This is a genomic window from Nocardia yamanashiensis NBRC 100130, assembly GCF_001613325.1.
GTDB lineage: Bacteria > Actinomycetota > Actinomycetes > Mycobacteriales > Mycobacteriaceae > Nocardia > Nocardia yamanashiensis.
Map to the genome: position 1 here is coordinate 127,103 of NZ_BDCD01000024.1, position 20,438 is coordinate 147,540.

General features: G+C 68.3%; 21 protein-coding genes. 14 read left to right on the forward strand and 7 right to left on the reverse strand.

All coding sequences use genetic code 11. From position 1 onward, the window contains the following. Positions 1-73 precede the first annotated feature (73 nt). The 5 genes from NY1_RS28425 to NY1_RS28445 form a co-directional block, all read right to left on the reverse strand. Positions 74-835, reverse strand: a complete 762-nt coding sequence (locus NY1_RS28425) for an MmyB family transcriptional regulator (protein WP_169815409.1) — start codon at positions 833-835, stop codon at positions 74-76. Further along, on the reverse strand, positions 835-1,638 hold the full coding sequence (locus NY1_RS28430; protein ID WP_169815410.1) for a helix-turn-helix domain-containing protein: 804 nt from the start codon (positions 1,636-1,638) through the stop codon (positions 835-837). The genes NY1_RS28425 and NY1_RS28430 overlap by 1 nt, the downstream gene beginning before the upstream one ends. Before the next feature lie 176 nt (positions 1,639-1,814). Continuing rightward, positions 1,815-2,951: a YncE family protein gene (locus tag NY1_RS28435; protein WP_157762520.1), complete on the reverse strand. Its 1,137-nt coding sequence runs from the start codon at positions 2,949-2,951 to the stop codon at positions 1,815-1,817. Between the two features lie 36 nt (positions 2,952-2,987). Continuing rightward, entirely contained in the window at positions 2,988-3,917 is a 930-nt protein-coding gene (locus tag NY1_RS28440) for a serine/threonine-protein kinase (protein ID WP_084535475.1), read from the reverse strand. A gap of 154 nt (positions 3,918-4,071) precedes the next feature. Beyond that, a complete protein-coding gene (locus tag NY1_RS28445) occupies positions 4,072-4,824 on the reverse strand; it encodes an MBL fold metallo-hydrolase (protein WP_218028444.1) in 753 nt (250 codons plus the stop codon). Between the two features lie 72 nt (positions 4,825-4,896). On the opposite strand from NY1_RS28445, the gene NY1_RS28450 reads away from it, so the two are divergent. The 7 genes from NY1_RS28450 (at position 4,897) to argH (ending at position 11,962) form a co-directional block, all read left to right on the forward strand. Next, complete coding sequence (locus NY1_RS28450) at positions 4,897-5,481, forward strand: TetR/AcrR family transcriptional regulator (protein WP_218028446.1); 585 nt, start codon at positions 4,897-4,899, stop codon at positions 5,479-5,481. A 55-nt stretch (positions 5,482-5,536) separates the two neighbouring features. Continuing rightward, a complete protein-coding gene (locus NY1_RS28455) occupies positions 5,537-6,106 on the forward strand; it encodes a TetR/AcrR family transcriptional regulator (protein ID WP_067719885.1) in 570 nt (189 codons plus the stop codon). After that, positions 6,103-6,663, forward strand: coding sequence for a hypothetical protein (locus tag NY1_RS28460; protein WP_067719888.1), 561 nt, complete (start codon positions 6,103-6,105; stop codon positions 6,661-6,663). Before NY1_RS28455 ends, NY1_RS28460 begins: the two co-directional genes overlap by 4 nt. A gap of 52 nt (positions 6,664-6,715) precedes the next feature. Continuing rightward, positions 6,716-8,296 carry a hypothetical protein gene (locus tag NY1_RS28465; RefSeq protein WP_067719891.1) on the forward strand — a complete coding sequence of 527 codons (1,581 nt, stop codon included), beginning with the start codon at positions 6,716-6,718 and terminating at the stop codon, positions 8,294-8,296. A gap of 85 nt (positions 8,297-8,381) precedes the next feature. Further along, the gene (locus NY1_RS28470; protein ID WP_067719894.1) at positions 8,382-9,584 is read left to right on the forward strand and encodes an argininosuccinate synthase; all 1,203 of its coding nucleotides are present in this window, start codon (positions 8,382-8,384) and stop codon (positions 9,582-9,584) included. A 39-nt stretch (positions 9,585-9,623) separates the two neighbouring features. Continuing rightward, positions 9,624-10,541 carry an SAM-dependent methyltransferase gene (locus tag NY1_RS28475; RefSeq protein ID WP_067719900.1) on the forward strand — a complete coding sequence of 306 codons (918 nt, stop codon included), beginning with the start codon at positions 9,624-9,626 and terminating at the stop codon, positions 10,539-10,541. Next, positions 10,538-11,962: an argininosuccinate lyase gene (gene argH, locus NY1_RS28480; protein ID WP_067719903.1), complete on the forward strand. Its 1,425-nt coding sequence runs from the start codon at positions 10,538-10,540 to the stop codon at positions 11,960-11,962. The genes NY1_RS28475 and argH overlap by 4 nt, the downstream gene beginning before the upstream one ends. Before the next feature lie 84 nt (positions 11,963-12,046). Here the strand turns inward: argH and NY1_RS28485 are convergent, their stop codons facing one another. Further along, on the reverse strand, positions 12,047-12,976 hold the full coding sequence (locus NY1_RS28485; protein ID WP_067719904.1) for a LysR family transcriptional regulator: 930 nt from the start codon (positions 12,974-12,976) through the stop codon (positions 12,047-12,049). A gap of 108 nt (positions 12,977-13,084) precedes the next feature. Here NY1_RS28485 and fdxA point away from each other — a divergent pair, with 108 nt between their 5' ends. From fdxA to NY1_RS28505, 4 genes are all read left to right on the forward strand, one after another. Continuing rightward, positions 13,085-13,420: a ferredoxin gene (fdxA, locus tag NY1_RS28490; RefSeq protein ID WP_067719907.1), complete on the forward strand. Its 336-nt coding sequence runs from the start codon at positions 13,085-13,087 to the stop codon at positions 13,418-13,420. Positions 13,421-13,520: 100 nt separating this feature from the next. Next, entirely contained in the window at positions 13,521-14,000 is a 480-nt protein-coding gene (locus tag NY1_RS28495; protein ID WP_157762521.1) for a hypothetical protein, read from the forward strand. 87 nt (positions 14,001-14,087) lie between these two features. Next, positions 14,088-14,459, forward strand: a complete 372-nt coding sequence (locus NY1_RS28500) for a hypothetical protein (RefSeq protein ID WP_067719913.1) — start codon at positions 14,088-14,090, stop codon at positions 14,457-14,459. A 40-nt stretch (positions 14,460-14,499) separates the two neighbouring features. Then, the gene (locus NY1_RS28505; RefSeq protein WP_067720086.1) at positions 14,500-15,078 is read left to right on the forward strand and encodes an NUDIX hydrolase; all 579 of its coding nucleotides are present in this window, start codon (positions 14,500-14,502) and stop codon (positions 15,076-15,078) included. 74 nt (positions 15,079-15,152) lie between these two features. Here the strand turns inward: NY1_RS28505 and NY1_RS28510 are convergent, their stop codons facing one another. After that, on the reverse strand, positions 15,153-16,268 hold the full coding sequence (locus NY1_RS28510; protein ID WP_067719916.1) for a PucR family transcriptional regulator: 1,116 nt from the start codon (positions 16,266-16,268) through the stop codon (positions 15,153-15,155). A gap of 176 nt (positions 16,269-16,444) precedes the next feature. On the opposite strand from NY1_RS28510, the gene NY1_RS28515 reads away from it, so the two are divergent. The 3 genes from NY1_RS28515 to NY1_RS28525 all read left to right on the forward strand — a co-directional run bounded on the left by NY1_RS28515 (position 16,445) and on the right by NY1_RS28525 (position 20,436). Then, positions 16,445-17,089, forward strand: coding sequence for an isochorismatase family protein (locus NY1_RS28515; protein ID WP_067719919.1), 645 nt, complete (start codon positions 16,445-16,447; stop codon positions 17,087-17,089). 16 nt (positions 17,090-17,105) lie between these two features. After that, positions 17,106-18,197: an FAD-dependent monooxygenase gene (locus tag NY1_RS28520; RefSeq protein ID WP_067719921.1), complete on the forward strand. Its 1,092-nt coding sequence runs from the start codon at positions 17,106-17,108 to the stop codon at positions 18,195-18,197. Between the two features lie 337 nt (positions 18,198-18,534). Further along, positions 18,535-20,436 (forward strand): M13 family metallopeptidase, encoded by a 1,902-nt coding sequence (locus NY1_RS28525; RefSeq protein WP_169815411.1) that lies wholly within the window; start codon positions 18,535-18,537, stop codon positions 20,434-20,436. The last annotated feature ends 2 nt before the right edge of the window (positions 20,437-20,438 follow it).

Below are 20,438 nucleotides of genomic sequence, written 5' to 3' on the forward strand. Positions count from 1 at the left end.
GATTCTCGAATGCACGAATTCGCTTAGTTCGCACCGGGTTCCGCGCCGCCCGGCTGCCGGAAACAGCCGCCGTTCATCCGACCGGCAGGTGCAGCTGGATCCGGACCCGGTCGTGGTGGTCGCCGGCGGCGAGGCGGAACGAGTGCGGCTGCGTCGCGTAGCGGGCGCCGGTCACCGGATGCCGGAGTTGCATCGGGCCGCGATCACGCTGATAGCGCACTTCGCCCTCCTCCCATACCCGCCGGAACTCCCGGAACCGGGACAGCTCGGCCAGAAGGTCGGCGTACCAGGCCGAGTCGGCCTGCCGGGCGATGCGGCCGCGCAGCAGTCGCACCGCCAGCTCCGTCTCCTCGCGCCATTCGACCAGCAGCTGCTTGGATCGGGGGTCGGCGTAGAAGCAGCGCAGCATATTCCCGTCGGCGACCACGCCCGGGAACGCCTCGGCATAGGAGTCGTTGTAGGCCAGCACGTTCCAGCCGGCGTCCAGGCAGCAGGCCGGGACGGCGTCGAAATCGGCGAGCAGGCCGGCGGTCTGCGCGGTGACCTCGGCGCGCAACTCCGGCAGGGCCGGGTCCGCGCGGACGAGTCCGCCGGAGAGATCGTCGAGCTGCCGCCGCTGCGCGTCGCCGAGCGATCCGGCCTGCTCCAGTTCCCGCAGCAGCGCGGTCATCACCGCCGCGGTGGGGCGGCTGCGGTTCCCGGCTTCGAGCTGGGCGATATAGCTGGCGCTCACGCCCGCCGGGAATGCCAGCCGTTCCCGCGAAAGCCCGCGCTCCAGACGGAGTTTCCGCAGCAGCCGGCCGATATGCGGCAGGGCCGGGTGGTACTGCGGCATCAGCACGCCTCCGGGGTCGGCACCCGGCGGCCCAGGTAGAGCCAGATCCAGCCGGGGTGCGCGGCCGACTCGTGCACGAAACCGTGCACCTCGGCGGCGATGCGTGCGCCCGTGTCCGGGGCGCGGTAGAGGATCGGCCGGCGGTACCGGTCGTAAAAGGATTCGTCTTCCCATTTCCCGCGAAATTCCGGAAAATCGTAGAGCTCGGTGAGCAGCTCGGTGAACGATTCGGGAGAATCGCTCCGGCCGATGGTCAGCCGCAGCCCGGCCGCCATCATCGACGCCTCGTAGTCCCATTCCGTCAGCGCCTGTTTCGCGATCGGATCGGCGAAATACCAACGCGCTATATTTCCGTCCCGCGCGAGACCCGGCATTAGCTCGAAGAAGGTTTCGTTCCCGGCCAGCACGTGGTAGCGAATATCGTAATAGCAGGCCGGATTCGGTTCCGCGGCGGCGAGCAGCGCGCGCATGTCCGGGGTGATCTCCGCCCGCAGCTCGGTCACCGCCGGCGGCGCCGTCCCGGACAGCGGCACCCCGGCCAGCTCGTGCAGATGCCGCCGTCGCGCCGCGGAAACCGGCGCGATCCGGTCCAGCCGATCGATCACCACCCGCAGTACATCAGGCCCGGGATTACTACGCACCCCCGATTCCAGCCGTGCCACATAGCTGACGCTCACGCCGATCGACATCGCGAGTTTCTCCCGCGAGACATTCCGTTCATCTCGCAAGCGGCGCAGTGACTCCCCGAAACTGGGCGGCCGTAAGATCCTGCGCCTACCGGGGCCGTACTGCTTATCGATCACTATCTGAAACTATCAGACACGCAAATTTTCTCTCGAATTCGCCCGGCTGGAATTACTGGCCGGAAATGTAAGCGGGCCCACTTTTCAAGTCGCCTCAGCGGTGCCGACGTCGCATCATGCGGCATCGAAGGAAAGTGAACGCGTTTCAAGCGATCTCGAGCGCAGCCGTTTTTCCTTCAACCGTCGATGGCGAGGGCGTACAGCCGGCCGTCGCCGAGGATGTAAAGGCGGTGCGTGGCGGGGTCCACGGTCAACCCCTGACCCGGGTACGCATCGGCCGGCAGTACGGCGGTGCGCGAAGTTCGTTTACCGTCCGGATCGATCGCGGTCATGACGTACTGGTCATTGCGTTTCAGGGTCAGGTACAGGGTGTGGCTGATCGGATCGACGGCGATCCGATTCGATGACGTGGCCTTGAAGCCGGAGCCCAGATTCACGGTGGTGGCCTGACCCGAGGCCGGGTCGGCGGCCGCGATCGTCATATCCGTGGTCAGCACGTACGCGATATGCGTGCGCGGGTCGACGGCCAACGCCATGCCGTTCTGCACCAGAACCCGTTTCGTGACCTGGACCGTTACCGGATCGATCCAGAGCACTTCGGAATTCGACAGCTCCACGATGCTGTGGTCGCCGGTGTCGACGGCGATCGCGAGGATGAAGTTGTTCTGCCGGATCGTCGCCGCCACCGTGCGCTCGGCCAGATCGACGACGATCGCATCGCGGGTGCCAATCGGTACGACCGCGCGCCGGGCGGCGGGATCCCACGCCGGGGGCACGGAGCCGCCTGGGGGCGTGAGGTCGAGGGTGCTCAGTACCGCGCCGGTGGCCGGGGCGGCGAAGGTGACCGCTTGCATGTCGAACAGCGCCAGATAGGTACCCCCGGGATCGGCCGCCACGCCCGTGAGATTGCGCCTGCCGGTCTGCACGATGACCGTGCTCCGGATCGCACGCGTCACCGGATCCACCACGGTCACCGAGCAATCCGGCTCGTAGCCGCCGTCCACGTACCGCTTGCCCGCCACCACCATCGCCTGCGGATCGAAGGCATAGGCCTGTGGATTCGGGCCCACGTCGGACAGCGTCGCCGCCAGATCCCAAGCGGGCAAGCCGGTATCGCGCCGGACCCACCACACCGTCGTCGTGATCGCGAGCAGAGTTACGACGGCGCAGATCGCCACGCGCACGGATTTGCGTTGCGGCACGCCGAACCTGCCGGGTTCGCGGCGGTGCTTGGACTCTCGCGGGGTGTCCGGCGCTGGGGGAGGAGCGCCCAGGCAATAGCCCGGCGGGACGCCGCCGGCCGGGTCGGGCACAGTGACTGCGTGCCGTGCGGCGTCGGTCGACTCGCGTCACGCCTCGGAGACCGTGGGCGCGGTCTCCGGTGCAAGGCCCGACGGATCGACAAGGGATTCGGCCGAGTCGAGTAGTGGTTCGGGCCAGGCGGTGCGCGCGCCCGGAGGCGCGGTGGTGCGCAGCGCTCGCCTGGCGGCGGCGGCCAATTCGCCCGGGGCCGGGTACCGGTCGTCCGGGTGCTTGGCCATCCCGCGTGCCACGACGGCATCGAATTCGGTTGGCACGCCGGGCCTGATCCGGCTCGGCGCCGGGGGAGCGATCGAGAGGTGCCCCGCGATCTGCTGTTCGACCGCTTCGCCGGGGAAAGGCCTTGTTCCGGTGAGACATTCGTGGAGCACGCAGGCCAGAGCGTAGACGTCCCCGCGGGCATCACCGCGGCCGCCGGTCAGTCGTTCCGGGGCCATGTAGGCGAAGGTGCCGATCGCCGCGCCGGTGCGGGTGACGGTGGGATCGCTCCCGCCGCGCGCGATCCCGAAGTCGATGAGGTACACGAAGTCTCGTGCGGCGACCAGGATATTGGAGGGCTTGACGTCGCGGTGGTACAGGCCGTGCCCGTGCGCGTCGTCGAGCGCGTCGGCGACCTGCTCGACAATCGCGACGGCTCGCTCCGGGGTCAGCGCACCGTCGCGCCGCAGTATTTCGCGTAGGTCGCCGCCCCGGATGAGTCGCATATCCAGATAGAGGCGACCGTCGATTTCGCCGAAGGTGTGGATCGGCACGGCATGTGGATCGGTCAGCCGGGACGCGGCGTACGCCTCGCGCCGGAATCGTTCCCGGAACTCGCTGTCCGCGGCCAGATTCCGGGGCAGCACCTTCAAAGCCACCAACCGGTCGGTAGCGGTGTCGTAAGCCTCCCAGGCCTCGCCCATCCCGCCCGCGCCGAGCAATCCGCGTAATCGGTACGGCCCGAACCCCGTGCCCTCCATACCGGATCCTCCAGGCCAGCTCCCGCCACCGAACAGCCCCACCCTAACCGGCCGTGGCCATTCCGACCCGCCGAATTCCGCACTGTCGCTTCAAGATCAGTGGCACACCGGTGCGGAGAATTCGGGCAGATCACCGCGACCGTGTGCCACTCGATCAGTTCGCGACGGTGAGTGCGTGGCCGGGTTCGAGGATCTGGACGGTCGTGTCGGGGGAGAGGTCCGCGGTCGCGTCGCGGTAGAGGTCGGGGCGGTTGCGGACGGATTTCGTCATGATGCGGTCGCCGAGCGGGCCGCTGGTGAAGGCGTAGTGGATGGGGACGGCCAGGCGGGGGCGGAGCAGGCGGGTGAAGTCGGCGGCTTCGGCGGCGTCCATTACTTCCTGGCGATTGGCCAGGGGGCGGATGCGGAGGCCGTTGATGGGGAGCAGGGCCAGGTCGATTTCGGGGAAACGGGAAGGGATTTCGTCCAGGTCGGCGATGCGGCGGGTGTCCGCGCCGAAATAGGCGGTGTGGCCGTCGGCGCGCAGGATGAACGTCACCTCGGGGACGCCGTGGCTGGCGGGGGTGGCGATCACCTCGACGGGGCCGAGATGTGTGCTCTCCCAAGGGTCCAGCTCGACGACGTTCGGGAAGCCGGCGGCGCGGACCCGGCGGGCGATGCCCTTGGCGACCGCGAACGGCACCGACTTGTCGGGGTAGGCGGCCAGCGCGTCCAGGTCACAGTGGTCGTAATGCTCGTGACTGATCACGATGCCCGCGAGTGCGGGCAGGTCGGCGGCGCTCGCGAAACCGCGCGGCTCGCCGGGGTAGTAGAAGCGGCGTTCGGAAAACCATGGGTCGGTGAGGATTCGGGCGCCGCCGAAATCGAGCAGGACGCTGGCGTGGACGACACGGGTGACTGTCAGCATGGGGCACATCCATAAGAAGACGGGTGTCTGGTTATGGATGTAAGTAGACAGCCGTCTTGTTATGCTGTCAAGGTGGCGGAAAAGAATTCCCGGAGCCGGAACCGGCGGGGTGAGGGGGCGCGGCTGCGCGACGAGATCGTCTCGGCGGCAAGCGTTCTGCTCGAAACCCTGGACGGGCAGGAAGCGCTGTCGCTGCGGGCGGTGGCGCGTGCGGTGGGGATCGCGCCGCAGAGCGTGTACCTGCATTTCGCGGATCGGCGCGAGCTGCTGACCGCCGTGTACGCGGTGCGGTTCGCGGAATTGCGTGCGGCGCTGGAGGATTCGCAGCGCGATCCGGAACCCTCGGTGCGGCTGGCTGCGCTCTGCCGGGCTTATCTCGACTACGGGCTCTCGCATCCGGGTCACTATCGGGTGCTGTTCGGGACGGCGGGGACGCCCGGCTGGGAACCCACCGCCGAGCAGCTGCCCGGGCTGCCTACCTTCCAGTTGCTGGTGGACGGGCTGATCGCTTGCGGCAGTGCGGATCCGAAGGTCGACGCGACCTGCCTGTGGGCCGCGCTGCACGGCCTCGTCACCTTGCGGCAGGACCGGCCCAGCTTTCCATGGCCGGAGCCGGCGGTACTGGTGGATGCGCTGGTGCGCGGTTATGTGCGCTGAATGATCCAGACGCGGAGAGGTTGTTTATGACTGACCGGTCATTCATAATAAATCCATGCCGAAGATCGTCGATCGCGCCGCCCGGCAGGGAGAAATCCTGGACGCCGCGGCAAAAGTGTTCGCGCGCAAAGGCTTCACCGCCTCCCGGATAGAAGATGTGGCCGCCGAAGCCGGGATCGCCAAGGGCAGCGTGTATCTCTATTTCCCCAGCAGGGACGCCCTGCTGGCCGGAGTGTTCGAGAGCTATGCCGCCCGCTCCGCCGAAGTCCTCGCCGAACTCGGCGACGGCCCGCCGCTCGACCGGCTGGCCGCACTCGTGCGCGGGGCCATCGACATGCTGGCCGCCCATCCCGACCACGCCCGCGTCCTGCTCGACGTCTGGGCCGCGAATCCGCCCATCGACATGGTCGCGGTGTATCGCGAATATCGCGGCGCCATAGCCGAATTGCTGCGCGAAGCCGGGGCGCGCGGCGAATTGCGCACCGGCATCGGCGAAGAACACGCCACCGTGCTCGTCGGAGCCATCGAGGGCTGCCTGGTGCAAGCCCTGGTGGATCCGGACATCGCCCTGCGCGAACTGGCCGAACCGGTCATCCAGGTCTGCATCGAAGGAATCCGCGCATGAGCACGCTCGCCGAACACATGATCGCGCCCGGCGCCACGCACGGTGAGATGATCGCCGCGCTAGCTGTCGGAATCACCGGGGCGGCAACGGTATCCGCTCTCGCCGTCGACGCCGGGCTGGACTGGTGGCGGATCGCCGTCATCGTCTTCGTCGCCTTCGACATCTTCGGCGGCGTGGTGGTGAACGCGACCGCCTCCGCCAAACGGCGCTATCACGGACCCGGCCGGGACGCCCGGCATCACCTCGGCTTCGTGGCCATCCACCTGCAACCGTTCCTGCTGGCCTGGGCGGTCCCCGGTTTCGGCTGGGCGCCCGCCGCGGCCATCTACCTGCTCGCGCTCCTCGGCGGCGTCATCGTCACCAGCACGCCGCTGTCCCTGCGCCGCCCGGTCGCCTACGGCGTCACCGCGATCGGCGTACTGGCGGCGACCTCCCTGCTCACCGTGCCCCCGCCAGCCGCCTGGTTCGCCCCCGTCCTCCTGATCAAACTGCTGCTCGCCCACCTGCTCCCGGAAGAAGCCGCGCAACCGGGGAACGGCCGCGCCGCGACGACGTGATCCCCGCATCAGGTCCAGGTCGGATGCCGCGCTCATATGTGACGATGGGCCCGTGCCCGACTGGACCTATCACCCCCTGTGCCCGGCCGCGAACGCGCTGCTCGGGGAACGTCGCGCCCAACGCTTCGCCCTGCGTTTCCTGTCCACCCTGATCGCGATCCCTGGCGGCGGCAACGCGATCAAACGGATCTTCGATCATCCCGAGCCGCCGGCGGAATGGCAGGGCAGGCTCGGCGCCGCCGTCCCGGTCTCGGTGGCGCGGGACGCGATTCGCGTCCTGCCGGTGCAGGGCGCACGGGTGATAGAGGTCGGACCGGTCGGTCCCGGCGATGTGCAGGAGGTCCGTGCCGCTGCCTCCGGCAGGCGCTGCCGCGTCATCGCGCGGGCGCTCGATCCGGCAACCGCCGCGGCGCTGGACGGCAGCGTCGATGCCGTGTCGGTCTGCGCGAGCCGCGTCGAGGCGGACAGCGGCAGCTCTGGATCGCAGCCGGGTGACTGCTGCGACCCGGACGGGAGCGGGGCTCCGCTGCCCGCGCGCCGCTACTTGCGCGATCCTGATATCGCGGAAGCGCTTGCGGCGCTGCGGGATTCGGATGCGCTGGTGCTGGCGCGGCCGAGTGTGCTGGTCGAGGCGGGACCGGGGTGGTTTCAGCGGGTGATCGAGGCGGCGCAGCCGACCCAGCCGCCGCCGGAGACGCTGCGGGATGTCCCGGTCGATCCGCGGCGGTGGCCGGGATGGTTCTGGGGGCTGCTGGTCGGGGCCGGGATGATCGTGGCGGGGCTGGGGGCGGCGGCGATCACGCTGGGGCCGGTGCTGCTGTGGTACGACCGGGACTATCTCGGGACGGACGTCGACGGGTTGCACGCGATCAACCACCATCTGGTGCATTTCCTGCAGCACGATCGAATCACCATGGCGGGCAATATGATTGCCATCGGGTGCCTGTATGCCGGGCTGTCCTGGGGCGGGATCCGGATGGGGCGGGTGTGGGCGCGCAACGCGCTGCTGGCGTCCGGGTTGATCGGGTTTCCGACGCTGTTCTATTTCCTGGTGATCGGGTTCGTGGAGCCGCTGCACGTCTTGGCCGCGGTGGTGCTGTTCCCGATGTGGGTGCTGGCCGTCGCGCGCCGGCCGGGACCACCGCGCTGGACCACGCCGCCGCCGTGCCCGGAGCCGACCCGCCGCCGGGCGCTCGTCGGGCAATTGCTGATCGTCGCCATGGGCATCGGCGTCATGATCGGCGGCGTCGTCATCTCGTGCGTGGGGCTCACCTACGTCTTCGTCCCGACCGATCTCGCCTTCCTGCACACCGACGCGGACACCCTGCGCGCGGCCAACGACCACCTGCTCCCGTTCATCGCCCATGATCGCGCGGGCTTCGGCGGTGCGCTCATCTCCACCGGCGCGGCCATCCTGCTGCTCGCGCTCTGGGGCTGGCGGCAGGGCGAGGCGTGGGTGTGGTGGACCCTGCTCGCGGCGGCGATCGCCGGGTCGGCGAGTGCGCTGATCATCCACTTCTTCATTCACTACACGGCCTTCGTACACCTGCTTCCGGTGTATTTCGGCACCGTCGTCATCCTGCTGGGACTGGGGCTGGCCAGGTCATATCTGCTCGAGGGACCCCGGTTATGAATGGGCTTGCATCGTCGTGCATAATCATTTGCAGCACGCCGGGGGGCTGCCGCAGAACCGGACGCAAGAATCGAGGAGCACTGACATGACCAAGCGCGTCGTACTCGCCTACTCGGGCGGGTTGGACACCTCCGTAGCCATCAGCTGGATCGCCAAGGAGACCGGCGCTGAGGTCGTGGCCGTCGCTATCGACCTCGGCCAGGGCGGCGAGGACATGAACGATGTGCGCCAGCGCGCCCTCGACTGCGGCGCCGTCGAGTCCATCGTCGTCGATGCCCGCGACGAGTTCGCCAACGAGTACTGCCTGCCCACCATCCAGGCCAACGCGCTGTACATGGGCCGCTACCCGCTGGTCTCGGCCATCTCCCGGCCGCTGATCGTCAAGCACCTCGTCGAGGCCGCCGAGTACCACGGCGCCGACACCGTCTCGCACGGCTGCACCGGCAAGGGCAACGACCAGGTCCGCTTCGAGGTCGGCATCGGCGCCCTCGCGCCCGACCTGAAGGTCATCGCGCCGGTCCGCGACTACGCCTGGACCCGTGAGAAGGCCATCGAATTCGCGGGCGAGAACAACCTGCCCATCAACGTGTCCAAGAAGTCGCCGTTCTCCATCGACCAGAACCTGTGGGGCCGCGCGGTCGAGACCGGGTTCCTCGAGGACCTGTGGAACGCGCCGACCAAGGACGTCTACGACTACACCGTCGACCCGACCGTCAACTTCGAAGCGCCCGACGAGCTCATCGTCACCTTCGACAAGGGCATCCCGGTCGCCATCGACGGCCGCCCGGTCACCATGCTCGAGGCCATCACCGAGCTGAACAAGCGGGCCGGACGCCAGGGCGTCGGCCGCCTCGACATGGTCGAGGACCGCCTCGTCGGCATCAAGTCGCGGGAGATCTACGAGGCGCCGGGCGCCATCGCGCTGATCACCGCGCACCAGGAGATGGAAGCCGTCACCATCGAGCGCGAACTGGGCCGCTACAAGCGGCAGGTCGAGCAGCGCTGGGGCGAGCTGGTGTACGACGGCCTGTGGTACTCCCCGCTCAAGCGCGCCCTCGACGCGTTCGTGGCCGAGACCCAGCAGCACGTCTCCGGTGACGTCCGCATGGTCCTGCACGGCGGCAGCGTCGTCGTCAACGGCCGGCGCTCGGACGAGTCGCTCTACGACTTCAACCTCGCCACCTACGACGAAGGCGACACCTTCGACCAGTCCCTCGCCAAGGGCTTCGTGCAGATCCACGGTCTGTCCTCGAAGGTCGCGGCGCGGCGGGACCTCGGCAAGAAGTAGTAGCCTGCGACCGGGGGACCGGTCCAAGGAGGCGCGCCCATGCGAACCGATGACGACAGTTGGGACATCACGGAGAGCGTGGGCGTGACCGCCATCGGCGTCGCCGCCATGCGGGCCTACGAAACCCGGCGCGGCGACTCGCTTTTCCACGACCCGTACGCGGCGAAACTGGTCGCCGCGGTCGGATCCGAGCAATGGGATGCGCTGCTCGCGGCGGCGCTCGACGGGCAGCAGCCCGACGGCGGTGACTTCCTCAACGGGGTGATGGGCTACTTCCTCGTCGCCCGCACCCTGTACTTCGACGCCTATTTCGATGCCGCCGTGCGCGCCGGTATCCGGCAGTTCGTGATCCTGGCCTCCGGGCTGGACGCGCGCGCCTATCGGCTCGAATGGCCTTACGAGAGCCGCGTTTTCGAAATCGATCTGCCTAAGGTGCTGGCGTTCAAGGCGCGGGCGCTGGCCGGCGATCAGCCGGGGACCGATCGCCGGGAAGTGCCGGTGGATCTGCGGCAGGACTGGCCGAAAGCCCTGCTGGACAAGGGCTTCGAACCGGAACTGCCGACCGCGTGGCTGGCCGAAGGGCTGCTGCGCTACCTGCCCGGGCAAGCCCAGACCCAACTGCTCGAACACGTGCACGCGCTCAGCGCCCCGCGCAGCCGGATGGCGCTGAACATCGGCACCGGGCGCAGTGCGCTCTCCCGCGAATCCACCGATAAACGCGCGAAAGCGTTGTCCGAGGCCGGGATTCACGCCGACCTGGAACAGCTCTGGTATCCGTGGGAGGGCCGCACCGATCCGCGCGACTGGTTCGGCATGCACGAATGGCTGGTCCTGGACGGTGACCCGGTGGCCCAGCTCGAAGATCGCGGCCGTAGCGTGCCGGAGGCGGCGCGCACCGATATGGCCGGCCACATCCTGATGACCGCAATCCGACCCGGAGGAGACAGCACACGATGACGCAGCAGAGCGGCGGAACCAATGAAGGTGCGCTCTGGGGCGGGCGCTTCGCGTCCGGACCGGCCGCGGCCATGGCGGCGCTGAGCAAGTCCACTCATTTCGACTGGGTGCTCGCGCCGTACGACATCCGCGCCTCCAAAGCCCATGCGCGCGTGCTGCACAAGGCCGGGCTGCTCACCGAGGGTGACCTGGCCGCCATGCTGGCCGGGCTGGATCAGCTGGCCGCCGACGTGGCCTCGGGCGCGTACGGTCCCGCCGAATCCGACGAGGACGTGCACGGCGCGCTGGAACGCGGACTGATCGAGCGGGTCGGCGCCGAACTCGGCGGCCGCCTGCGTGCGGGGCGCTCCCGCAACGACCAGGTCGCCACCCTGTTCCGCATGTGGCTGCGCGATGCCGCGCGGCGGGTGGCCGCCGGTGTGCTCGATGTGGTCGACGCGCTCGTCGAGCAGGCCGCCGCGCATCCGGACGCGGTCATGCCCGGCAAGACGCATCTGCAGGCCGCGCAGCCGGTGCTGCTGGCGCACCACCTGCTGGCGCACGCGCACCCGCTGCTGCGCGATATCGATCGGTTGCGCGATTTCGACAAGCGGGCCGCGGTGTCCCCCTACGGGTCCGGCGCGCTCGCCGGTTCCTCGCTGGGCCTCGATCCGGAAGCCATCGCCGCGGATCTGGAGTTCGACGCCGCTGCCGCCAACTCCATCGATGCCACGTCCTCGCGCGATTTCGCCGCCGAGGCCGCCTTCGTCTTCGCCATGATCGCCGTCGACCTCAGCCGCATGGCCGAAGAGGTGATCATCTGGAGCACACCGGAATTCGGCTACATCACCCTCGCCGACGCCTGGTCCACCGGCTCCTCGATCATGCCGCAGAAGAAGAACCCCGACGTCTCGGAGTTGACCCGGGGCAAGGCGGGTCGCCTGATCGGCAACCTCACCGGTCTGCTCGCGACCTTGAAGGCCCAGCCCCTGGCCTACAACCGCGACCTCCAGGAAGACAAAGAGCCGGTCTTCGACTCGGTGGCCCAGCTCGAACTGCTCCTCCCCGCCATCGCCGGCCTGGTCTCCACCCTCACCTTCCACACCGACCGCATGGCCGAACTCGCCCCCGCCGGCTTCACCCTCGCCACCGACATCGCCGAATGGCTTGTCCGCCAGGGTGTCCCGTTCCGCGTCGCCCACGAAGCCGCCGGCGGTTGCGTCCGCGCCGCCGAGGCCCGCGGCGTCGGCCTGGACGAACTCACCGACGCCGAATTCGCCGCCGTCGACCCGGCCCTCACCCCGGCCGTCCGCGAAGTCCTGACCGTCCAGGGCTCCATCGCCTCCCGTAACTCGCGCGGCGGCACCGCGGGCGTCCAGGTGGCCAAGCAGCTCGAGGAAGTCCGTTCGGCGGCAACCGAACAGCGCGGCTGGGTGAACTGATGTCGCGACCGGGCCGGTGTCATCCGGCCCGGTACAACCGGATTCGCTGTTGGTCCGCCGGTAGTCGCGGGCGGGGCCGGGCGGCTAGTGGCGGCGGGTTCGGGCGGCCTCGATGCGCGCGGCGAGTTCGACCAGGTCGGCGGCGGGGCCTTCCGGGGGTGTGCGCCGGAGCCAGACGGCGCGGAATTTCCTGGTCAGCACGATCGCATCGGTGAGCCGCACCTCGTGCAGGGTGCCCGCGCGGAGTTCGTGCGCCACGATCAGCCTGCTCACCACTGCCGGGGCGAGGCCGTTGCGCGCGGTGGTGAGAATCGCTGCCGCCGAACCTAGTTCGGCGGCGGGCGGTGCGGGGGTCCCGTGCAGCTCCAGCGTTTCCCACACGGTGTCGCGGGTGCCGGAACCGTGCTCGCGCCACAGCAGCGGGGTGGCGGCGAGTTCCCGCCAGCTCAGCGGGCGGCGGCGGGCCGCCCAGGGGTGGCCGGGGGAGACGACCACGACGAGTTCGTCGGTGGCCAGTACCCGGCTGCCCAAACCCGCTGGGGCGTGCGGTCCTTCGACGAATCCGAGATCGGCTTCCCGGTCCCGGATCGCGGCGGTCACCTGTCGCGAGTTCGCCACGTCCAGCACCACCGCCAGCTCCGGGCGCAGTTTGCGCAGGGCGGTCAGCCAGTGCGGAATGCGATGGTCGGCGATGGTCGTGGACGCCACGATCCGCAGGCTCGGGCGGGCGGCGCCGTGCAGCGCGGCGATCCCCTCGTTCACCGCCCGCGCCGCGCCCAGCAGCGGCGCCGCCAGCTCCACCACGGCCTGACCCGCGTCGGTGAGCACCGAACCGGTTCGCCCGCGATCGAGCAGCCGCAGCCGCACCCGCCGCTCCAATGCGCTGATCCGCATGCTCGCGGCGGGCTGACTGATGCCGTGCCGCCGCGCGGCCGCACCGAGACTGCCCAGCTCCGCCACCGACACGAGCAGGTCCAGGACTTCCAGATCGGGTGTTCCCGGCGGCAAAGGCATAAGCACACCTTATGAGGTGATCGACTCCCGCCCGCTACCCGCAGCCCGCGCCGCCCGGCAGGATCATGCCTGTCCGCTTTCGGCGGGCTCGAAAACCGAGGAGTTCCAATGACATTCGTGATCGGCGCCGCCTGCGTAGACGTCCTCGACAAAGCCTGCATCGAGGAATGCCCGATGGACTGCATCTTCACCGGCAACCGCATGGCCTACATCCACCCCGACCTGTGCACCGACTGCGGCGCCTGCGAACCGGCCTGCCCCGTCGAAGCCATCTACTACGAAGACGACATCCCCGCCGACCAACAGCAATTCACAGCCGACAACGCCCGCTTCTTCACCGAAACCCTGCCCGGCCACGATGCCCCGCTCGGAACCCCCGGCAGCGCGACGAGCCTCGGCAACATCACAGCGGACACCGCCTATGTAACCGGCCTGCCCCGGTAATTCGGGGGTCCCGTCGTTTCTGAAATGTCAGCGATTCAAAGTTTCGGGGAGCTAGCCTTCACCGACCCCATCTCCGGGGCTGTGAGCGAAAGGCGAGTGAATGAAATCTGTACGTTGGATCGCAAGGGGTGCAACGGGTTTGGTGGCCGGAGCGGCCATGGTCTCGGTCGTCACCGCGCCGGCCTCGGCAGTCTCCTATCTCGCTGTGAGTCCCGCCAGTGGGCCGTACGTTGTGGGAGAACGCTACTGGCTGGTCGCGTCCGGCGATTTGACCCGTTTCCAACGAGTCACGTTCTTCGACAACGGCAAATGCGTTGGCAACGGTGGAGCTTCGGGGGGCGAGGAGGGCTCCGCCATCGTCGCGTCGGTGCAGTGGATCCCCACCACCCCCGGCACACACGAACTGGTCACCAAACATGCCGGCACCTCGAAGTCGATCACGGTCACCGTCGCCCCGGCCCCCGCCGGCAGCACCCCCGCCACGCCCGTCGACCAGGGCGGCTGCGGCCTCATCGAAACCAGCAGCCTCGGCCCCCACGGGATCCTCCCCGTCCTCACCGGCAGCAGCGACGGTTCCTGACCATCCGCCCGGCTCCGGAATTCGGATGCGCGGGTCGGTTGATCCCGGTAGAAGTCACAGGCGAATCCGGTGTGAAGGAGGGGATCGATGACTGCGGCGAATCTCGGGGACGAGCGGGTGGAAACCACGGTGTTGTGGCGGCCGACCGGGCCCGAGGAATTGGAGTTGGTTCGGGAGGCGGGGTGGCGGGCTTGGCCGCCGCGGTTGCCTGAGCAGCCGATTTTTTATCCGGTGTTGAATGAGGATTATGCGGTTCGGATTGCTCGGGAGTGGAATGTTCCGCACCATGGGGTGGGGTATGTGACTCGGTTTCGGGTGCGGTCGGCGTTTTTGGAGCGGTATCCGGTGCGGCAGGCTGGAGGGCGGACGATTTTGGAATTGTGGGTTCCGGCTGAGGAATTGGGGGAGTTCAATGGGCAGATCGTTGGGTTGATCGAGGTTGTGCATGAGTTTCGGTGAGGGTGGGGGTGGGCAGGCTGCTGACCTGGTGCGACGGGGGATGGTTGCGGGGTTGGGGGCGTTTCGGCGGCGGGGGGTCGCGTTGGAGGGGCGGAAGGCTGCTGCTGTGGTGATCGCTGTTTTCGAGCGGGATGGGGGACAGGGGGTTTGGCTTACCGAGCGGGCGTCGGGGTTGCGGGCGCATGCGGGGCAGTTGGCGCTGCCGGGTGGCAAATTGGATCCGGGGGAGGATGCGGAGGGGGCGGCGCTGCGGGAGTTGCACGAGGAATTGGGGGTCGCGGTGCCGCGGTCGGCGGTGCTCGGGCTGCTGGATGACTATCCGACGCGGTCGGGGTATGTGATCACGCCGGTGGTGGCTTGGATCGGCGAGTCGCGGGTGCCGGTACCTAATCCGGCGGAAGTGGCTGTGCTGCACTGGATTCCGCTCGCTGACCTCGATGTCGAGCCGCGGTTCGTGCCGGTCCCCGGGTCCGATCGGCTTGCCGTCCAACTGCCGCTGCTCGGCGGGTTGCTGCACGCTCCGACCGCCGCGATCCTGCATCAATTCCGGGAAGTGGCTCTGCATCACCGTGACACCCGCGTCGACCAGATGGATCAGCCACGGTTCGCGTGGGAGTGAATACACCGCTGTCGGCCACCTGACGCGGCGACGGGGCAACCCGTGGCGGATCACTGATTCGATACTGCCGCTGGCTATTCGGATGTGCCCGGTGCGGGCTCGCGCGCGCCCAGCAGGAGTTCGGTTTGCAGCGCCAGATACAGCTCGGCGGCCTGGGCCGGGTTGTCGCAGTCCCGGCCGGTGAGGTCTCGGATCTTGTGCAGCCGGTACAGGATCGTATTGCGATGGCAGTGCAGCATGCGGGCAGTCGCGGTGGTGGAACCGTCACACGCGAACCAAGTCTGCAAGGTGGTGAGCAGTTCGGTGCGCGCCGCGTCGGGCAGCGCCAGCAGCGGGCCGAAGATGTCGGCGGCGGCCGTGCGGGCGGCATCGGGGAGATGGATGAGCAGCAGGGGCAGCGGGGCCGAGTCGTAGCGGACCATGGCGGGTTGCCCGGGCGGGCTGCACAGCAGTGCGAGGCGGGCTTCGGTGAGCGCGGCCGGCAGCGCGGTCGGCTCGGTGAAGAGGCGGCTGACGCCGACCCGGGCCGGGAACAGGCTCGCGACCGCGGTCAGGTGGGTGTCCAGGTCGGAGGTCGGCGGCGCGCAGATCAGGCCCAGATGGGTCCCGGTGTGGATGTCCCACACCGAGGGAATGTGGTGGCGGCGGAGCAGCCGGGCGGCCTCGGTCCCGGGGGCCGCGCCCGGGTCACCGGTTTCGGCCGCCAGCACCGCGAACCGCGCCTGCTCCGGAAGCCGCAGGGCCCGCAGGGTTTCCAGGGTCCGGCCGGGACTTTCGGGGCGGGCGTCGAAGAGATCGCGCACCAGGCGGGCGTGAGCTTCGGCGTCGGCGTGCACCAGGCGGTGTTCGGTTTCGCGGTAGGCGGTGGCGATGGCGTCCGACATCCGGTCCACGATCGCCCAGCTCTCCGTCGTGAACTCGACGAAATCCGCACTGGCGGTGCGACTTCCGGCACGGGCGGATTCGAGGCGCAGCGGACGAGATCCGTTGAGGTGCTGCAGGATCGCGGTCAGATTGGCATGGCCGGAGTCGTAGAGCCGACGCCGGTTCTCGGCATTGTCGGCGAGGTAGGGCAGTTCCACGTCCACGATGCGATCGGTGAGGGTCCCGGCGAGCGCATCGACCGACCCGATCAGTTCGCCAATGATTTGCTGAATCGCTGGATCGGCGACCCCCGGTGTGGCGTCCATCACCGGATTACATGCTTTGAACTGCAGTTTTATGCAGCCGCACATGAGTGAGGGCGAGTGAGTGTGGCGGTAGCCCATAGGTCATGCAGCTCGTCCGACAGCAGAATCGAGAGGGTCTTCGGACCCGGTAGACACGCAGTTCCTCCCCATCCACGCCGATACGGAAGGACCGACCGATGTCCAATCTCGAACATCTGACCCCCGAGAACTGTGCCATCCTGCTCATCGATCACAGCGACGGATTCGTCCTCACCATCGGCTCCGGCGACCGCACCGCCGTCACCTACGGCGCGGTCGCGCTGGCGAAAATGGCCAAACTGTTCGATGTTCCGCTGATCGCGACGAACGCCCCGCCGGAAGGCCCCGGCGGCCCCCTGGTCCCGCAGTTGATGGACGCCCTCGGCGACACCGGCGTCATCGTCCGCCCCGAGGGCCCGATGGATTCCATGGACGATCCGGGCGTGAAGGCCGCCGTCGCCGCCACCGGCCGCAAGAAGATCGTGCTCGCGGGCGTGCTCACCGAGGTCTGCGCGACCTTCACCACCATCTCGGCGCTGAGCCAGGGCTACGAGGTGTACCTGGTCACCGACGCCTGCGGCGGCCTCAGCCCGGAATCGCACAAATACGGCATCGAGCGCATGATGCAGGCCGGGGCGATCCCGGTGAGCTGGACCTCGGTGCTGGCCGAACTGCAGCGCAAGTGGGGCGGCGCGAAGGCCGCCACCGCGCCCGGCGTGGTCGACATCATCACCGCGTCCAATAACAACTGGTCGCACCTGAATTCCTTCTACGCCGCCTTCACCCCGGCGCCGGTCGGCTGACGGGAGCGGACGGGTCATGGCGTCCAAGGGCAGTGCGATTGTGGTCGGCGGTTCCATCGGCGGTCTGACGGCCGCGATCGCCTTGGCGCGCACCGGCATTCGAACCACCGTGCTCGAATGCCGGGACTCGTTCGAAGGCCGCGGCGGCATCGGCGTCGATTACCGGATGCTGTGCGAGGCGACGGGGGAGAACCCGGACGAGACGCTCGCGTATATCTACGGGTACCGCCGCTCGACCAGCTTCAATGCGCTCTACGCCTGGCTGGCCGATGTCGGCTCCCGCATCGAGGGACTGGACATGCGGCTCGGCGTCGATGTCGCCAAGGTCTATCAGGATGACGAGAAGGTCTATGCCACCACGGATACCGAGGAATACAGCGCGGATATCCTGATCGGCGCGGACGGTTACCGCAGTATCGTGCGCGCCGAGGTGAACCCCGGCCATCTGCTCACCGATTACGCCGGCTTCATGACCTGGCGCGGCTGGATCGCCGAATCCGATCTGCCGCAGGGCACTCCGCTGCCGAGCGACGACCTGGTCAGCTTCGGTTACGGCCGGCAGATGCTGGTGGCCTTCCCGCTGCCCGGACTGAACAATCGCGATATGGCGAAGGGGTTGCGCACCATCGGTTTCGCCTGGCACGACCCCACCCGGACGAAGCTGCTCGAGGACACCGGGTGCGTGCGGGACGGCAAGATCATGCGCGGTCTGGAAGTGGACATGTTCCCGGCGGGGCTGACCGAGGAAATGATCGCCGCCACCAACCGCATGTGGCCGACGCCGTGGCGCGAAACCATTGTCCAATGCTTCGAGCAGGGCATCGCTTTCGGCACCCCGATCGGCAACTACCTGCCCGAGCGGATGGCCAGCGGCCGGGTGGCGCTGATCGGCGATGCGGCGCACGCGGTGGCCCCGGCCACCGGTCAGGGCTACAACTCCAGCGTCGAGGACGCCATCGCACTGCGCGAATGCACGCGCGACGGCGTCGTCGGCCCGAATGCCCTGACCGCCATGGCGAACTACGACCGCCTGCGCCTGCCCGAAGCCCGCGCCCTGGTCACCTGGAGCCGCCAGTGGAGCCGCACCTACGCGAACGACTCCTACTGACCGGCGGTATCAAGCGATGAACGCGGTGCGATCCGGCTCGCCGCGATAGCGGGCCGGCGGCTGCTCAGGGTGGGTTCAGGGTTCGGTCAGGGTGGATCTGCGCCATTTGCGGTAGGAATGATCATCCGACAGTTCGATTCCGGGCGGCGACCGGGTTTCTAGGCTCGCGGATATGACTGGGTGTGCGGGTGATTCGGGTGGGTCTCGGCGGATGGATCGGCGGCGGTTCCTGATTGGAATCGCCACGGTGCCGTTGCTGGTGTCGATGGCGGCTTGTTCGGCAGGGGATGGGGCGAAACGGGCGGGCGGGCCGGATCTTTCGGGAATGGATGCGGGGGTGCGGCCGCAGGATGACCTCTATCGGCACGTCAACGGGGGGTGGTTGCGGGAGTATCGGTTGCCGGCGGACAAACCTGCTTTCGGGACTTTCGACGAATTGATCGATCGGACCGAGGATCGGTTGCGGGAGATTCTCGAAGGGTTTTCCGGTGGCGCGGTAGGGACCGATGAGCATCGGCTGCACGCTGTCTATGCGGGATGTCTCGATACGGCGGCCCGGGACCGGGCGGGGATCGCGCCATTGTCGGATCTACTCGCCGATATCGAGAAGGCCGGCGGCAAGGGCGATCTCGCCAAGGTGATGGGACGGCTGACCGCGCTGGGGGTGCCGGGACTGATCGGTGTGCGAGTGCAGCCCGATCGTAGGGAGCCGGCGCGGCATCGGGTCTATCTGTCGCAGTCGGGGCTCGGGATGCCGGACGGCGCCTATTACCGGGACGGGCAGTATGTGGATCAGCAGGCCGCGTACCGGGTCTACCTCGAACGTATCGGGCGCGCGGCGAATTTCGCGGAGGCGGGCGCGGTAGCGGCTCGCGTATACGAGGTGGAGAACCGAATCGCCGGTGGGCACGTGGATCTCGCGCAGCTCATCGAATCGCTGTCGACCTACCACGCCTACCGTTGGGCTGAACTTCGGGATCTGGCAACGGGATTCGATTGGGACGAGTGGCTCGCGGGTGTGACGGGGCGGCCTGGGCGATTCGAGACGGTGGTGGTGGATCAGCCCGGATACCTGCCCGTGGTGGGCCGGGTGTGGGCCGAGACCGACATTGCCGTGTGGCGGGACTACCTGCGGATGAAGGTGCTCTCGCGATATGCGCCGGCATTGTCCGCCGCGTTCACCGCAGCTCACTTCGAATGGAACGACCGGACGTTGCAGGGGACCCGGCAGCCGCCGGAGCAGTGGCGCACGGCCGTCCGCACGGTCCGGGAACGGCTCGGGGACGCGCTCGGGCGCGCCTATGCCGAGCGTCATTTCCCGGCCGAGTCGAAGCGGTTGGCCGAAGCGCTGGTGGCGGATCTGCTGCGTGCGTACCGGACCGCGCTGGCGGAGGCCGGGTGGATGTCGCAGGCCACCCGGCAGACCGCTGTCGCCAAGGTGGACAAGGTGGTCGCCATGGTCGGTGCGCCGTCACACGGCCGCGATTACACCGGGCTGGATATCCCGCAGGGCGATTTCGTCACCGCTCTGCGCGCCGCCGATGCGTTCGAATTCAGTTGGCAATTGGGCAAATTGGAGCGGCCCGTGGATCGCGGCGAATGGGATTTCATGACGCCCGCCGACGTGAACGCCAGCTACAGTTGGGAACTCAACCACATCTGCCTGCCCGCCGCCATCCTGCAACCGCCGTTCTTCGATCCGGATGCCGACGCGGTCGTCAACTACGGTGGTATGGGCGCTGTCATCGCGCACGAAATGGGTCACGGGTTCGATACGGGCGGCTCCAAATACGATGCCGACGGCGTCCTGCGGGACTGGTGGACACCCGAGGACAAAGCGGCTTTCGAGGGTAAGGCGAGTCTGGTCGTAGAGCAGTACAACCCCCTCGTACCCGAAGGTCTCCGGCCGGAGCAGCATGTCGACGGCTCGCTGACCGTCACCGAGAACCTGGCCGACCTGCGCGGATTGACGACGGCCCTGGCGGCGTTCCGGCTTGCCGAACAGCGCAGGGGAGTGGCGGATCCGGACTTCCGGCCGCTGTTCCAGGCGTACGCGCGGCTGTGGCGGCAGTGCGCGACCTCGGAATACCTGGCCATGATGGTCGGGCTCGACTCGCACTCGCCCGCCGAATTCCGTGTCAACCAGGTGGTGCGCAATCTGCCGGAGTTCTATACCGCCTACCGCGTTCAACCCTCCGACCGTATGTTTCTGGAAGCCGGGAAACGAGTCGCCATGTAATT

Bases quoted from the DNA above. Each gene is read 5' to 3' on its own strand.
- NY1_RS28425 (WP_169815409.1), bottom strand. From the start codon at position 835: ATGCCGCAGTACCACCCGGCCCTGCCGCATATCGGCCGGCTGCTGCGG.
- NY1_RS28440 (WP_084535475.1), bottom strand. From the start codon at position 3,917: ATGGAGGGCACGGGGTTCGGGCCGTACCGATTACGCGGATTGCTCGGC.
- NY1_RS28445 (WP_218028444.1), bottom strand. From the start codon at position 4,824: ATGCTGACAGTCACCCGTGTCGTCCACGCCAGCGTCCTGCTCGATTTC.
- NY1_RS28455 (WP_067719885.1), top strand. From the start codon at position 5,537: ATGCCGAAGATCGTCGATCGCGCCGCCCGGCAGGGAGAAATCCTGGAC.
- NY1_RS28460 (WP_067719888.1), top strand. From the start codon at position 6,103: ATGAGCACGCTCGCCGAACACATGATCGCGCCCGGCGCCACGCACGGT.
- NY1_RS28470 (WP_067719894.1), top strand. From the start codon at position 8,382: ATGACCAAGCGCGTCGTACTCGCCTACTCGGGCGGGTTGGACACCTCC.
- NY1_RS28475 (WP_067719900.1), top strand. From the start codon at position 9,624: ATGCGAACCGATGACGACAGTTGGGACATCACGGAGAGCGTGGGCGTG.
- argH (WP_067719903.1), top strand. From the start codon at position 10,538: ATGACGCAGCAGAGCGGCGGAACCAATGAAGGTGCGCTCTGGGGCGGG.
- NY1_RS28485 (WP_067719904.1), bottom strand. From the start codon at position 12,976: ATGCCTTTGCCGCCGGGAACACCCGATCTGGAAGTCCTGGACCTGCTC.
- fdxA (WP_067719907.1), top strand. From the start codon at position 13,085: ATGACATTCGTGATCGGCGCCGCCTGCGTAGACGTCCTCGACAAAGCC.
- NY1_RS28495 (WP_157762521.1), top strand. From the start codon at position 13,521: ATGAAATCTGTACGTTGGATCGCAAGGGGTGCAACGGGTTTGGTGGCC.
- NY1_RS28500 (WP_067719913.1), top strand. From the start codon at position 14,088: ATGACTGCGGCGAATCTCGGGGACGAGCGGGTGGAAACCACGGTGTTG.
- NY1_RS28505 (WP_067720086.1), top strand. From the start codon at position 14,500: ATGGTTGCGGGGTTGGGGGCGTTTCGGCGGCGGGGGGTCGCGTTGGAG.
- NY1_RS28510 (WP_067719916.1), bottom strand. From the start codon at position 16,268: ATGGACGCCACACCGGGGGTCGCCGATCCAGCGATTCAGCAAATCATT.
- NY1_RS28515 (WP_067719919.1), top strand. From the start codon at position 16,445: ATGTCCAATCTCGAACATCTGACCCCCGAGAACTGTGCCATCCTGCTC.
- NY1_RS28520 (WP_067719921.1), top strand. From the start codon at position 17,106: ATGGCGTCCAAGGGCAGTGCGATTGTGGTCGGCGGTTCCATCGGCGGT.